This window comes from Niveispirillum sp. FG156 (assembly GCF_057809555.1).
The window spans coordinates 39608-54710 of the sequence record NZ_JBMDKE010000025.1; the positions used below are offsets into that span (position 1 = coordinate 39608).

8 protein-coding genes are annotated in these 15103 nt (G+C 63.8%); 3 read left to right on the forward strand and 5 right to left on the reverse strand.

Annotated features, from left to right (window positions below; all coding sequences use genetic code 11):
• Window position 1 precedes the first annotated feature (1 nt).
• The 3 genes from ACODSP_RS16785 to ACODSP_RS16795 form a co-directional block, all read right to left on the reverse strand.
• Window positions 2–1258 (reverse strand): MgtC/SapB family protein, encoded by a 1257-nt coding sequence (locus tag ACODSP_RS16785; protein WP_488966710.1) that lies wholly within the window; start codon window positions 1256–1258, stop codon window positions 2–4.
• A 70-nt stretch (window positions 1259–1328) separates the two neighbouring features.
• Complete coding sequence (locus ACODSP_RS16790; RefSeq protein ID WP_488966711.1) at window positions 1329–1658, reverse strand: PilZ domain-containing protein; 330 nt, start codon at window positions 1656–1658, stop codon at window positions 1329–1331.
• 163 nt (window positions 1659–1821) lie between these two features.
• Window positions 1822–5061: a TonB-dependent receptor gene (locus tag ACODSP_RS16795; protein WP_488966712.1), complete on the reverse strand. Its 3240-nt coding sequence runs from the start codon at window positions 5059–5061 to the stop codon at window positions 1822–1824.
• 281 nt (window positions 5062–5342) lie between these two features.
• Between ACODSP_RS16795 and ACODSP_RS16800 the strand changes: the two genes are divergently transcribed.
• Complete coding sequence (locus ACODSP_RS16800; protein WP_488966713.1) at window positions 5343–7313, forward strand: bifunctional 2',3'-cyclic-nucleotide 2'-phosphodiesterase/3'-nucleotidase; 1971 nt, start codon at window positions 5343–5345, stop codon at window positions 7311–7313.
• The gene (locus ACODSP_RS16805; protein ID WP_488966714.1) at window positions 7310–7831 is read left to right on the forward strand and encodes a nucleoside 2-deoxyribosyltransferase; all 522 of its coding nucleotides are present in this window, start codon (window positions 7310–7312) and stop codon (window positions 7829–7831) included. Before ACODSP_RS16800 ends, ACODSP_RS16805 begins: the two co-directional genes overlap by 4 nt.
• Before the next feature lie 32 nt (window positions 7832–7863).
• On the opposite strand, the gene ACODSP_RS16810 is transcribed toward ACODSP_RS16805, so the two are convergent.
• On the reverse strand, window positions 7864–11364 hold the full coding sequence (locus tag ACODSP_RS16810) for a hybrid sensor histidine kinase/response regulator (protein ID WP_488966715.1): 3501 nt from the start codon (window positions 11362–11364) through the stop codon (window positions 7864–7866).
• 258 nt (window positions 11365–11622) lie between these two features.
• Here ACODSP_RS16810 and ACODSP_RS16815 point away from each other — a divergent pair, with 258 nt between their 5' ends.
• Window positions 11623–13284 (forward strand): hypothetical protein, encoded by a 1662-nt coding sequence (locus ACODSP_RS16815; RefSeq protein WP_488966716.1) that lies wholly within the window; start codon window positions 11623–11625, stop codon window positions 13282–13284.
• Between the two features lie 5 nt (window positions 13285–13289).
• Here the strand turns inward: ACODSP_RS16815 and ACODSP_RS16820 are convergent, their stop codons facing one another.
• On the reverse strand, window positions 13290–14891 hold the full coding sequence (locus tag ACODSP_RS16820) for an alkaline phosphatase D family protein (RefSeq protein ID WP_488966717.1): 1602 nt from the start codon (window positions 14889–14891) through the stop codon (window positions 13290–13292).
• Window positions 14892–15103 lie beyond the last annotated feature (212 nt).

Genomic DNA, 15103 nt, shown 5'->3' on the forward strand with positions numbered 1-15103 from the left:
GTCACACCATCCAGAATGAAGCCGCCCCCGCCGTGACGGCGGCCAGGCTGGGGATGCCGACGGACAGGCCCAGGCTGCGGCCCCCCACACTGCCGGCCATGACCGATTTGGTGATGGTGTTGACGCCCACGGCCAGCAGGGTGCAGGCGGCGGCCAGGGACAGGCTTTCCGGCTTGGTGCCCAGGCGCGCCATGGCGACGGTGATGGCATCGACATCGGCGATGCCGGCAGCGGCGGCGGCCACCAGCAGGCCCGCATCGCCCACGAAACGCTGGATCAGTTCGGCCGCCACCAGCACCAGGGCGATGAAGCCGGCCAGTTTCAAGGCGGTACCCAGTTCCAGCGGGTTCGACAGGGCCGGGGTCGTATCCTCCGGCCCCGTGCCATCACGGCGGAGCAGGATCAGGGCGGAAAGGCCCATTACGGTCAGCGCCGCCCCGGCGGGCGCCAGCAGCGGCAGCATCAGCGCCCGGTTCAAGATCAGGGCGACCAGCAGCACACGCATCACGCTGACCATACCGGACAGCAGAATGCCGGCGGCCAGCAGGGGCGACGCCGCCGGCTGCGCCTTGGCCACGCGCGACAGGGTGAGCGTGGCGGCGGTGGAGGAGGCAAGGCCGCCAGCCAATGCCGCCACCAGCACCCCCCGCTTCTCCCCGAACAGCTTCACCGCCACATAGCCGCCGAAGGAAATGGCGGCGATCAGGATGGCCAGGAACCAGATCTCCGCCGGGTTCAGCACCCCCCAGGGATCGACAGGACCTTTGGGCAGGACGGGCAGGGCCAGAAAACTCATCACCGCCAGGATCAGGACGGCGCGGATTTCCACCCATTGCAGACGCCGCAGCCATTCATGCAGCGGATCACGCAGGGCCAGCAGCAGGGTGGTGGCCACGCCTGCCGCCACGGCGACGCGGATTTCCCCCAGCATGGCATAGGCACCCAGCAGGAAGACCAGCAGGCCGGAGACGACGCCGGTGACCGAATTCCGGCCCTCCTCCCGCGATTCCAGCCAGTGGAAGGCCGTGAAGGCACCCGCAAAGCCCAGAAAGGCCAGGCCCAGGAACAGCAGATTGTCCAGCCCATGCGCCAGCGCACCGGCCACACCGCCCAGCAGGCCCGACAGCGCAAAGGTGCGCAGGCCCGCCGCGCGCTGCCCATCGGCCAGATCGCGCGACCGCCAGCCCCGCTCCAGCCCGACCAGCAGGCCGATGGCCAGCGCCGTGCCCAGACGCATCAGGATTTCAAGATCGTGCAACGCTCAAGCTCCCCATTTCCGGGGCACAGCATGCGACGGGTGGCAGGGAAAGGGCAAGCAGGTGGACGGGTTAAGCCCGCGCCAGCGAGTGGTTGAACAGTTCCAGCAGCAGCGGGAAGGCCGACAGCCGGTCCACCAGCATAACACCCAGCGCCCCCGCATCCTCATGATCGACATGGCGGATGGTGACGGGCAGGCGGGCCCAGCTGTGCCCGTCGGGGCGCAGGATGGTGACATCCACGCGCTGTCCCACGATGAAACCACCGGCCTGTTCCGGACGGACGCGCAGACCCCCGAACGACCAGTCAAGCAGACGGGACGGGCGACCGGCAACCATCAGGAAGATGGGTTCTGTCGGGTTACGCGGATGTATCCGGCGTTCGGCCGGGGTGTCGGACATGGCAATCATGAACGCAATTTTACCAAAATACCTGTCAATCCGATACTGCCCAGAGGAAATAGAAAGATCATTACCGGCCCCGGCGGCTGCAAGGCTGCCATAACGAAAAAAGGCGGCCCGAAGGCCGCCTTTCCCCAAGTCATTGATCCTGCTTGAAGAAGGATCAGAACTCGTACTTCACACCCAGCTGGATCTTCCAGACCGAGGCGCGGTTGCGCACGGTCTCGGAGGGTTCGCGCAGGGCGCCCGTGAACACGTACTTGTTGTTCACGATGTTGGCGTTGATGGCATTCACCGCGTTGAAGAACGGGATTTCCTGATTGCGGCCCCAGCTGCTGTTCAGCAGGTTGGTCAGGTTGGTGATGTCCATCGTCAGGATGGCCTTGTGGCCTTCGATCGGCGCCGGGATTTCCTGGGCCAGCTTGGCATCCAGCGAGTAGATCCAGCTGCTTTCCAGGGCGCCGCGCGGGATGACCGAGCCACGATACTTGGACAGGCCGTTCCGCTCGATATAGCTGTCCATCTGCGCCGGGGTGATCGACGAGGCGGCCCAATCGATCAGCGGATCGCTGGCACCCGACGGCACATACAGCGCCTGACGCGAGCGGGTGCTGCGGCAGGCCGGATCGCCGAACGGGTTCTGGGTGTTGGAGCAACCGAACACATAGCTGTAGGGCTTGCCGGAACGCGCTTCGCCGAACAGGCTCAGCGAGGTCTTGTAGCCGTCGAAATATTCGACGCTGTAGGTCGTGCTGGCGTTGAAGCGGTGCTTCAGCTCATAGCTCGACGTGTCCAGCAGATCGACATTCGGGTCGGTCGTCACGAACTGTTCGTAGTTCGAGCCGGCGACCGAGCTGGTGCCCTGGCTGGCGTCCTTCACGTTCTGGTAGGCATAGCCGCCGGCCAGATCGAAGGTGCCGTAATCGGTCTCCCAGTTCTTGGAGACGTACAGCGACAGGACCAGACCATCACCCTTCTTGGTGTTGGTCAGCAGCAGGTCCGAACCGGCAGCGCGGGTCACGGTGGCGCCGGCCGCATTGACGGTGGTCTGTGCGCGCTGGCCATAGATCGGGCGGCCATCGGGGGCCGTACCGGTCTGCACCAGACGCAGATCCTTGTAGAAGTTGGCGTTCTTCACGGTGGTATAGATCGCCTCAGCCGTGAACAGCCAGTTGTCGCCCAGATAGGGGATGTCAACCGACTGGTCGATGGCGATGGAGTACTTCCAGCTGGACGGCAGCTCGTAGTTCGGGTCGAGCGCGTTGACGAAACCTTCGCCGATGCTGGCCAGACGGGAAACGGCGGCGGCCGGAACCTGACCGGTGACACCGTTCAGCAGCAGCGCGTCGGCAGCCGAGATAGTGCCGGTCGGGCGGGACACGTCCAGCGAACGCTGGGTGATACCGTCGTTGGAATAGTTGTTGGACAGCCACACCACCGGGCCCATGCCGGTGAACAGGCCGGCGCCACCGCGGACGGTCGTGTCCTCGAACGGCTTGTAGGTAATGCCCAGACGCGGCAGCCAGATATCCTTGCCGTCGATGGTCTCCGTGTTGGAGATGCCATAGCGGGACAGGAAGTTGGCGTTGGCCTTCGGGGCCTTGTTGTTGTCATACAGCTCGTAACGCAGACCGCCCTGGAGCTGCAGGTCCGGGGTCACATCCCAGGTGTCCTGCAGGTAGAAGGAGTGCTGCGTGTACTTCCAATCCGCCGCCGCGTCGTCGGCATTGCCCGACGGGGCATTGGCGAAACGGAAGCGGGAAGCGTTGCGGGCTTCGAAATTCGCGATAGAGCTGAATTCCCAGTAGCCCAAGCTGCGCTGCAGGAACAGGTTGAAATAGTCGTACTTGTCGTACTCGTAACCGCCGGTGATCTTGTGATCGCCCAGCAGGTAGGTGCCCTTGAACTTGGCGCTGTCCGTCGTCGTCGTCAGGTAGTTGCTGTGCGACGAGATGTCGGGACCGATCACGACCTGGGCGCCGCCCGGCGTCATGATGCGCATTTCGCCGAAGCCCAGACCGTTCAGCGGCAGACGCAGGCTTTCGACTTCCTTGCGGGCCAGCTTGACTTCGGTCGAGAAGTCGGACGTCCAGTCGGAGAACAGCTGGAACGAGTAGCTGTCCATGATCTGGGTGCGATCATAGAAGTTCGACTGCAAGGACAGCGTGCGCGGATTGGCGCTGGTGCTGGACGAGGCATCGATGATGTTGTTGCCCTTGTTGCGCTGATAGGCGAACGAGGCGCGATGATCGTCGGTGATGTTCCAGTCGAGCTTGGTGAGGATCTTCTCATCCGCTTCCGGCAGGCTGCCATCGGCCAGACCCAGCGTGTCATAGCCATAGATGCGCTGCGCGATCTCGCGGACCTGATTGACCTGGGCGGTGGTCACGCCCTGGATCGGGTTGCCGAGGCCGCTATCCTGGGTGCCGAACACCACCGGAGCCTGGCTCTTGAACTTCTCGTAATTGGTATAGAAGAACAGCTTGTCTTCGACCAGCGCACCCGACAGCGAGCCGCCCCAAGTGGTTTCCTTGTACGGGCTGATCAGGTTGCGGCGGCTGCCGCTGCGGTCGCCGGACAGGCTCTCGTCGCCATAGAAATAGTAGAAGGAGCCGTGCGGATCGTTGCCGCCCGACTTGGTCACCACGTTGATGGTGCCGCCCTGGAAGCCCGAATATTCAACGTCGTACGGCGCGGTCAGGACCGACAGGCCCTCCACCGTCTCCAGCGACAGCGGCGAGCGCTGCGTCGGGTAGCCGCCATTGTTCAGGCCGAAATCGTCGTTCTGCTTCACGCCGTCGATGGTCAGGCTGTTGAAGCGGTTGTTGGCGCCGGCGATCTGGATGGCGTTGGAGTTGCCGGCGTCGATGAACACCTTCGGATCGTTGCGGACGATGTCCTTCAGATCGCGGCTGATCGACGGGGCGGCGCTGATCTGGCCTTCACCGAAATTGGTGCCGATGCCCACCGTCTTCGACGCGATGCGCTGACCGGACACCACGATCTCTTCCATCTGGCTGCCGAGCGCCAGATCCAGGGCGAACGGCTCGCCCAGGGAGATGAAGATGCCTTCCAGCACCTGCGGCTCAGCGCCGGCAGCGGTGATGGTCACGGTGTAGGGGCCGCCGACGCGCAGACCGCCGGCCTGGAAACGGCCCTGGTCATTGACGTTGGTGACCGAACGCGTACCGGACGGCGTATGGACGATGGTGACTTCGGCACCGGCCGCCGGGGCGCCGGCGGCGGTCACGATCTGACCCGTCATGGACGAGGTCGTCTGCTGCGCGATGGCCGGGACGGCCCAGGAAGAAGCGATGGCCAGCGCCAGGGCGCCAGTGCCGATATTCAAAGCGGACAGGTGACGGCGCAGGATCGACGCCGCCTTCTTATTCTCGATGGTCATACGAAAGCCCCCAATAAGCCGGACCGGATCGCGCGGACAACACCAGATGCCCGTGACGCTTAGGTAACGAATAAATTACAGTTCCATGACAAGCACCTCTGCAGCTATGCCTGCAGGGGCTTGAACGGCTATATCTCAACCAGCGTATCATTACCGCCACAGTTTTGCGGCGCAGCATGACGGTTCGGAGGGGCGAGACCCACGCCTCCTGCATTTCTTAACCGTATTTGCTGCGATGCACCTGCTGCTGGGCGGCAACAGAACCCGATGGAGCGCCTTCCGTGATTCGTAATCTCCCCTCCCGTGCCCTGATGGCGGGCGCCTTGTTCCTGTCGATGGCGGGTGCCGCCACAGCACAGGAGAAGATCGACTTGCAGGTACTGGCCACCACCGACCTGCATATGTATTTGGAGGATTACGATTATTATGCCGACAAGCCGGATGCCGGCGTCGGCCTGATCCGGGTCACGCCGCTGATCCGGGCGGCGCGGGCCGCCAATCCCAATACGCTGCTGCTGGACAATGGCGATCTGATCCAGGGCACGCCCATGGGCGACTGGGTCGTGCGCGAGCGCGGGGTGGGCAAGGACAAGCCCACCCATCCCGCCATGGCCACCATGAACCTGCTGGGCTATGACGCTGCCGTGCTGGGCAATCATGAATTCAATTTCGGCCTGGACGTGCTGCACAATGTCTATGCGGGGGCGAAGTTCCCCGTGCTGGCCGGCAATGTCTTCAAGGTCGATGGCGACAAGGACCCGGCCAACGCCCCCACCCTCTACCCCGCCTATGTCATCCAGGAACGCACCCTGGTCGATGACAAGGGCGCTAGGCAGAAGGTGAAGGTGGGCATCCTGGGCCTGCTGACCCCGCAGATCATGATCTGGGACAAGGACAAGCTGGAAGGCCGCGTCACCACCCGCGACATTATCGACATGGCCAATGTCTATGTCCCGCGCATGAAGAAGGAAGGGGCCGATGTCATCATCGTCCTGTCCCATTCGGGCCTGTCCTTCTTCCCGCGTGAAGGGGGCGAGGAGAATATCTCCAACGCCCTGACCGAGGTGCCGGGCGTCGATGCCGTCATCACAGGCCACAGCCACCGCGTCTTCCCCGGCAAGGATTATGAGGGCCTGCCCAAGGCCGACCTTGCCAAGGGCACCGTCAATGGCAAGCCGCTGGTGATGTCCGGTTCCTATGGCAGCCATCTGGGCATGATCCAGTTGAAGCTGGAAAAGAAGGGCAAGGGCTGGCAGGTGGTGGAGGGTACGGCCATGGCCAAGCCCATCCAGGAACGCCAGGATGGCCGCATGGTGGTGGCCGAACCCGACGCCGAGGTCGGCACCCTGCTGGCCCCCAGCCATCAGGGCACGCTGGATTATGTCCGCCGCCCCGTGGGCAAGGTGACGGCCCGCATCCATTCCTATTTCTCCTTCCTGGGCGACAGCGCCGGGGTGGAGCTGGTGGCAGAGGCGCAGCGGGCCTATGTGGCGCGTGCCCTGGCCGGGACGGAGCTGGCCTCCCTGCCCATCCTGTCGGCGGCGGCACCGTTCAAGTCGGGCGGGCGGCCGGGTCCCGCCTTCTATACCGACATTGCCGCCGGCAGCGTGGCCATCCGCAATGTCGCCGACCTCTATGTCTATCCCAACCAGCTGGCCGTCGTGAAACTGACGGGTGCACAGGTGCGCGATTGGCTGGAAATGTCGTCCCGCGCCCTGTCGGTCATCGATCCCAACAAGAAGGAGCCGCAGTCGCTGGTCAATGTGCGGGTGCCGGCCTATTCCTTCGACATTATCGACGGCGTGACCTACAGCATCGACCTGACGCAGCCCGAACGGTTCGATCGCGACGGCAAGCCGGCCAATGACAAGGCGCACCGCATCAAGGACCTGATGTTCCAGGGCAAGCCCATCGACGACAAACAGGAATTCCTGGTCGTCACCAACAATTACCGCGCCAATGGCGGCGGTGCGGTGCCGGGCCTGGATGGCACCACAATCGTCTATCAGTCGCCCGACACGGTGCAGTCGGCCATCATCGAATATATCCGCGCCAAGGGTGTGGTGGAGCCGTCGACCGACAATTCCTTCCGCATCGCGCCGATGCCGGCAGGGGTGAATGTCTATTTCGACAGCTCACCGCTGGCCCAGGAACTGCTGTCCGAACAGCCGGCCCTGTCCTATGAAGGGCCGGCCCCGGACGGGTTCGCCCGCTTCCGCGTCGATCCCTTGAAGATCGGCGGCACGCGGTGAGGCCGCGCCTTTATCTGGCGGGACCGGATGTGTTCCTGCCCGACCCGCTGGCCGCAGCGGCGTCGATGAAGGCCATCTGTGAGGAACTGGGGCTGGAGGGCGTGTTTCCCATGGATAATGCCCTGTCGCCTGCAGACGGCGAAGGCGGGGCGGCATTCGCCGCCCGTATCCGGCAGGCCAACCTGGACCTGATCCGGGGGGCCGACGGCGTGATCGCCAATTGCATGCCCTTCCGGGGGCCGTCCGTCGATGATGGTACGGCCTATGAAATGGGGTTTGCAGCGGCGCTCGGCAAACCCGCCTTCCCCTGGTCCGGCGATATCCGCCCCCTGCTGCAACGCACGCAATCGCGCCAGTATCTGGCCCATGATGGCCGCGTCTGGCGCGATGCCGACCAGATGGAGGTGGAGGAGTTTGGCCTGCCCGTAAACCTGATGCTGGTCGATCCCGTAACAGGACCGGTGCAAGGCAGCTTCATCCAGGCTGCCAAGGCTGCGGCGGTTTGGTTCGGGGCTTAAGGGCTGTCGGAGTTGGGTTGAAACACCCCTGACTACGCCGCCCGTCCCCGCCGCTTCTCGGCCAGCATATGGCTCAACAGCGCGCGCAACGCCCCCGGCCTTACCGGCTTGTACAGCACCCGGCACCCCGCCTGCGCTACGCTGTCCTTCACGGCTTCTGTCCGGTCGGCGGTGATCACGGCGGCGGGCAGGTCGGCCCCGAACCGCGCCCGGATCAAGGACAGGGCGTCCAGCCCGCTCATCCCATGGTCCAGATGGTAATCGGTCAGCACGACATCCGGCACCCGGTCGCCCAGGGCGGCCAGCGCATCCGCCCCCGTCGCCCCCCACACCACCTCGCATGACCATCCCGACAGGAGCGCGATGGTCGCCTCCGCGATGGCCGGCTCATTCTCCACGCACAGGACCAGCGTGCCTTCCAGGCCCGTGACGCTGGCGCCCACGGCGGGCCGGGCCGGGTCGGCGGCGCGGGCTGACAGCGGCACCTCGACGGCAAAGCACGATCCCTTGCCCTCCACCGACCGCAGGCTGACGCGGTGGCCCAGGATGGCCGCGAACCGTTCTACGATGGACAGGCCCAGGCCCAGCCCCTTGTCGCGGTCGCCCTGGCCATTACCCAGCTGCCGGAACTCCTTGAAAATCTCCTCGCGCTTATCTTCTGGGATGCCCGGCCCCGTATCCCAGACCTCCACCCGCACCGCGCCCGCCAATCGCCGGCACCCCACCAGGATGCGCCCGCGCGGGGTATAGCGCAGGGCATTGGCCAGCAAATTCTGCACGATCCGGCGCAGCAGGACAGCATCGGTATCCACGCTTGCCCGGCACGGCACAAAGCGCAGCTGCAACCCATGCCGCTGCGCCACCACGGCCAGCTCGTCCGTCAGCGGGTGTAGCACATCATCGATGGCCACCGCCGTCCGGTTGGGCTTCACCACGCCCGTATCCAGCTTGGTGATGTCCAGCAGATCGCCCAGCAGCTGTTCCACCGACCGCAGGGCGGCATCCGCCTGCGTCACCAGCGCGTCCGGCCCCCGGTCCAACGCGGCGGAAATGAACAGCCGGGCCGCGTGCAGCGGCTGCAAAAGGTCGTGGCTGACAGCGGCCAGCAGCCGCGTTTTGGCCTGATTGGCGCGGTCGGCCTCCGACTTAGCGATGGCCAGATCGATGGTGCGCTCGGCAATCCCCCGTTCCAGCCCTTCATTGGCGGCACGCAGCGCCTCTGCCGCCCGGTGCCGGTCGGTGACGTCGGTATAGACGGCCACGAACCCGCCATCGGGCAGCGGATTGGACATAATCTCCAACACCACCCCATCGGGCCTTGTGCGGTGGAAACTGTCGGGCATGTCGCGGCGCTTGGGGTCCAGGCGACGGGCGAACAGGGTCTCCATCTCCCCCTCCTCCCCGAACTCCCCTTGGCTTTGCAGATAGGCGACCAGCTCGCCCATGGGCGTGCCCACCTTGATCAGGCCCTCCGGCACCTCCAGCATCTCCAGGAACCGGCGGTTCCACAGGCGCAGGCGGAAATCCTTGTCGACCGCACAGATGCCCTTGCCGACATTTTCCAGCGTGGACCGCATCAGCACATGGCTGTCCAGGATGGCGCGCGACGCCTCGTCGATGATCGACCGCGCGTCCGACCGCGACAGACGCCGGTCCGACAGCAGGCTGGCCACCACCACGCGCGCCGATGCCGACCCGATGGCGCCCGCCAGCAGCCATTCGGTGGCCTGCACGGCCTCCTCATCGATGCGCCGCTTCAACCCCTCCTCGAACAGGTCCTTGCCCTCGTCAGCGCCCAGGCCCACCAGCTCACGGAACACCGGTTCCGCACGGCTGCGCCCGACATAGCGCAGCGCCAGCTCATACAGGTCGCCCAGCGTCACCCCGCGCACCGGCGCCACCCCGTCCCGCGCGTCGTGACGCATGGAGACGAAGCGGCGGGCCTGCTGCTTTTCCAGGTCGGACTGGCCCGTAATGCCGGACACCAGCACCATCATGAACAGGTTCAGCGCCAGACTGGTCAGGGCGCCATGGGCCAGCGTGTCCAGATCATGGATGCCGCCCAGGCCGGTGGGCGTCAGCCAGCCCAGCCCGAACAGGCCCTGATCCATCAGATGCCCCGGCACCAGCCCCGCCACCGCAAAGGACGGGATCAGCACCGAATAGACCCAGGCGACAAACCCGGCCACCAGCCCCGTGATGGCCCCTGCCTTGGTCACCCGCCGGAAGAACAGACCCATCAGCAGGGCCGGCGCGAACTGTGCCACGCCCGCGAAACTGACCGTCCCGATGGTGGCCAGCGGGAAGGTGGTGCCAATCATCAGGTAATAAAGATACGCCATGCCCAGCAGCGCCACGACGGCCACCCGGCGCACCGTCAGCAGCATGGGCTTGGGATCATGCTGCCACCGCCGCATGGCCGCCGGAATCGCCATCAGGATGGGCACGATCAGGTCGTTGCAGACCATGGTGGACAGGGCAACCGCCCCCACGATGATCATGCTGGTCGCCGCCGACAGCCCGCCCAGAAAGGCCAGAACCGCCATCCAGTCATGGCCCAGCCGCTGCGGCATGGTCACCAGGAACGTGTCGGCATTCACGCTGCCATCCGGGAACATCATCAACCCGGCCAGCGCCACGGGCAGCACGAAGATATTGATGGCGACAAGATAGAGCGGGAACAGCCAGCTGGCGGTGCGGATATCCCCGACATGGGTATTCTCCACCACCGTCACATGAAACTGCCGCGGCAGGCACAGGATGGCCAGGGCCGCCAGCAGGGTGATGGACCACCACCCGGCCCCGAAATGCGGGGTCAGCAGATGGGCCAAGCGCGGGTCGCCCGCCGCCCGCTCGAAAATGCCCGACGGTCCGCCGGCCACCGCAAAGACGATGCCCCCGCCCACCAGGATGGCCGCCCCCAGCTTGACCATGCTTTCGGTAGAAATCGCCATCATCAGGCCGCGATGATGCTCATTCGCATGGATATTGCGCACCCCGAACAGGATGGCGAACAGGGCCATGGCACAGGTGATGATGAAGGTCGTCTCGCCCGGAATATCCATCACCCGGTTGGCAAACGGGTCCCCGGCCAGCGCCTCCAGGCTGATGGTGATGGCTTTCAGCTGTAGCGCGAAATAAGGCAGCACCACGGTAACTGCCATGACGGTGATCAGGGCCGCCAGCACCCGGCTCTTGCCATATCGGGCGGAGATGAAGTCAGAGATGGAGACGGTGTTCTCCGCCTTGGCCACCCTGACCATCTTGGCCAGAATGGGCCAGCCCAGCGAAAAGACCAGGATCGGTCCCACATAGATGGACAGAAAGTCCCACCCACTGGCCGCCGCCCGCCCGATGGCGCCATAGAAGGTCCAAGACGTGCAATAGACCGCCAGCGACATGGCATAGAGCAAGGGCGCGCGGCGCTCCTGCACCTCGGGCTGCTTTGCCGCATACCGATCCCCCCACCAGGCAATGGCAAACAACGCCGCCAGATACCCCAGCGCCAACCCCAGAACCGGCCAACTCGACATGGATGCCCCACGGGTGCTTCTTGCTTGGGCGCTATCCTACGCCCGTTGCTGGGGCGCCGTCATGGGGCGCGATGGTCGGGGGCGGCACGGAAAGCCAGCGTTATGTGGAATATATCAGTTTTGATTTTCGGCACCGGCGATCGGTACTCACCCGACATTTTCTAGGCAACAATGCCGTTGCAGAGACTGCTACTCTAGATATGCTTCACCTTGCGGTGACACTACCGTCTTCGCCCATCAACCATCACCGGAGTCGGCATGCGCAGCGTCCTGATTTCCGCACTCTGTAGACTGCTTTTTCTGCTGATCAGCGCGCAACAGGCCAACGCCTGCCAGATTTGGGATAACCCAGATCGGATGTCAGCCTTCGACGCGGTGGCAACAGCTGATGTGATATTGACAGCCCTCGTCATCGACCGCGTGAAGGACAACGACAATGCGCGCGGCTATGTCCGGCTGAAGCCATTGAAAATTTCCAAAGGGGATGTGCCTGCGGAGATCAAACTGGATGGTCAGCTGCAGTCTCACTGGGATGGCCTGTATTGCGGCGGCTTGCCATTATACAACAAAGGAGAAGTTCATTTTTTGCTTTTGAAGAATGGCGGTGAAATTTATCAACGGATCGGTGGAAGTACGTGGTCAAGCGAGTATTTGTCGATCGATGGCATTTCTGTTTCAATTAACTTGCTTCAGAATTTCTTGGAAATACAGCGCGACCCCAACCTTGACCACCAAGGCCAAAAACTAGAGCAGATGCTGACGCCAATGCTGCGCCCGGACCTGGATGAGCGAGGGCAAGAAGATGCAAGGCACATTCTGGACCATCTGCGGTCAACCTCACCCACCCATTCGGGGCGTCGGCTTCTGTCATATCTAGCCGATCTGGAGGCGAAACGTCTCCCCCGCTGGGGTTTACGGGCAAGTTGGGGCAGGACCGACAACTGGGACCGGCGGCCTTGGGATGAAGTCACCAAGACGCCGCGATATCTTGTATATGATCAGCGCATGGACGGGTCTCCTGACTTTGCGAGGCTGAAGCAGGATGTGCTGGAGGCCCTGCTGGGTGGTCCGCATCATGAAGTAGCCGAACCTCTCGTCCGCCGGTTGCTGTCCGATGCCTCCGATCTTGATACGCTCCTGCGTTGCATCGCCTTTTTCGCCTGGCAGGGCCGACGGACGGAGGCAATGGATTTGCTGGAGAAGCATCTGCATCAATTGCTGCAGAACCCTTTGCAGCCCAGCGAATTCGCGCTAACAGCACTGGAGGCTGCAATGCACGGCACCGGCTTTTCGCCTTTATGGAAGCAGGATCCAAAAGTCGCAAAGCGCTGGACCTCAATGGCTTTGTTGCTGCGCCGGCATCTGCTCAATAGTTCACCCCTGGACTTTGTTATTCAGGAAATTCATCCGACCGACTATCGCCAGGATACGGAATTGACAATGCGGCTGGGTTGGCTTCGCACTCCAGATGTACTTGCCTGGGCCCGTGGCGAATTGAGCAACCCAGACGTTCAAGATGAATGGTTCGGCGCTCCCCATGCAAAAGGGCCTGTAAAAATTGATTGGAATGAAAAACACCCGGCCCTATTGCCGTTACAGGTTCTCCTCGCCGCGAACACCCATGTTCGTGATGACAGCGAGTTGACGCGCCTGTTCTGCCGTGGCGGGCGAATGCGTCTGATGCTGCTGGAGGCGCTTGGCACAACACGCGACCCAGGTACATTCGCGAGGCAGGTGGCCAATACGCAGGGCTTGACCCGCCAGGAACGCCTGACCCTCGTGCAATCACTGGCACAAATCTACGCCGCCGAACCCGATGGCGCGCAGGTAAGTGAAGATGCCAGCATGCCATTTGACTTGATGGTTAATCTGCTGACGGGGGGCAGGATTGACCGGACAGACGCGATCCGCTGTCCGTAACCCCCTCACCCCTTCTGCACCCCCGGCTTGCCCGGATCGACGGCGAACTTGGCGCGGCTGGACAGTTTGCCGCCGGGCGTGGTCACTTGATCCAGGACCTTCAGGTCCATGGTCAGGTGCTTGGGCGTCACCTCACAGATGCCATAGCCGCGCTGGTCGTTGATCAGCTTGATATGCGGGTTTTCGGCCAGCATGCCCTTGGCGGCGGGCCGTTGGTCGCCGCCATCGCCACCGGACGAGATGGAGGTGACCACAAACTCGCTGGCCACGACGGTGCTGTTGGGGTCCTTGTCGTCGAAGATCACATTGCCGACGATATTCTGATGCTCGTCACCGGTCAGGACGACGGTGTTGCGGATATTGTTGCCCTGGATGTGCTTCAACAGGCGGGCGCGGGCCACGCGGTACGGGTCCCAGGTGTCCAGGTTGCGGATATTGGCCTCGCCCGGCTCCCGGTCGCACGGCATCAGCATGATCTGCTGCGCCAGCAGGTTGAACCGGGCCTTGCCCTGGGCCAGCCCGTCGAACAGCCACTTTTCCTGCGTCTCGCCCAGCACTGTCAGGTTGGGATTGTCGACCTCCGGGCAGGCCGGACGGAACCCGTCGCGACAAGGCTGATCGCTGCGATACTGGCGGGTGTCCAGCACATGCATGTCGACCAGATCGCCGAACGCGAACTTCCGGAACAGCTGCATGCGCGCGCCGTCGGGCAGCGATGACCGCCGGAACGGCAGATGCTCGTAATAGGCCTGGGCCGCCGCCGCGCGGCGCAGACGGAAGATATCGGGCGGGGTATTGTCCCAGTTGAAGTCCGAGGCCCAGTTATCCACGATCTCATGATCGTCCCAGACGGCGATCCAGGGGGCGGCGGCATGGGCCTTCTGCAGGTCGGTATCCAGCTTGTACTTGGCATAGCGCCGGCGATATTCGTCCAGTGACACCGGGTCGGGCAGGTCGGCGCGGCGCGGGCTAGGCACCGTATCTTCCAGATGCCGGCTGAAATAGAAGGGCCGCGACTGCCCTTCATAGATGTAGTCGCCATAATGATAGACGAAATCCACCTCTTCGCGGGCCAGATGGTCAAAGGCCGTGAACAGGCCCTGATCATAATTCTGACAGCCCGCGATGCCGAAGCGCAGCTTGGACAGCGGCGCGCCGGATGCCGGCGCCGTCACGGCCCGGCCCTGCATCGACCGGTGGTCGCCACAGCGGAACCGGTACCAGTAGGGACGGCCCGGCAGCAGCCCGGAAACCTCCACATGCACCGCATGGCCCAGCTCGGGATGGGCCATGCCCGTGCCCTTGGTCACCACCTTGCGGAACAGACGGTCCTCCGCCACCTCCCAATCCACGGGGATGATGTCGCTGGACATGCCATGGCCGGGTTCGAGCGGTCGGGGCGCCAGCCGCGTCCAGATCACGAATCCATCGGGCCAGGGCTCACCCGACGCCACACCCAGCTGGAACGGGTAATCGATGAAATTGACCGCACCAAAGGCCAGACGCGGCGCCACCGGAATGGCCAGTGCCGCCACCGCCAGCGAACCGGCCCCGCGCAGCAATTGGCGGCGGGACAGGGCGAGCGTGGACGGCAGCACGGATTTCATCAAGGACAACCCACCAATAACGCCCCGCCCAGGCCGCCTCCCTGGCGGGCCGTTCGGAAGACGTGAATGCGAAGAAGAACGAACCGGCATGCCGGTTTCGTCACCTTTGCTTGTGACAGAGGTCGGGGCGGATTGGCAAGTGTCCGATACGTTGCAACGAGATGACGCGAGGGTTGCTCCCTCACCCTCCCACCGCTACGCGGCAGGCCCCT

Bases quoted from the DNA above. Each gene is read 5' to 3' on its own strand.
- ACODSP_RS16790 (WP_488966711.1), bottom strand. From the start codon at position 1,658: ATGTCCGACACCCCGGCCGAACGCCGGATACATCCGCGTAACCCGACA.
- ACODSP_RS16795 (WP_488966712.1), bottom strand. From the start codon at position 5,061: ATGACCATCGAGAATAAGAAGGCGGCGTCGATCCTGCGCCGTCACCTG.
- ACODSP_RS16810 (WP_488966715.1), bottom strand. From the start codon at position 11,364: ATGTCGAGTTGGCCGGTTCTGGGGTTGGCGCTGGGGTATCTGGCGGCG.
- ACODSP_RS16815 (WP_488966716.1), top strand. From the start codon at position 11,623: ATGCGCAGCGTCCTGATTTCCGCACTCTGTAGACTGCTTTTTCTGCTG.
- ACODSP_RS16820 (WP_488966717.1), bottom strand. From the start codon at position 14,891: ATGAAATCCGTGCTGCCGTCCACGCTCGCCCTGTCCCGCCGCCAATTG.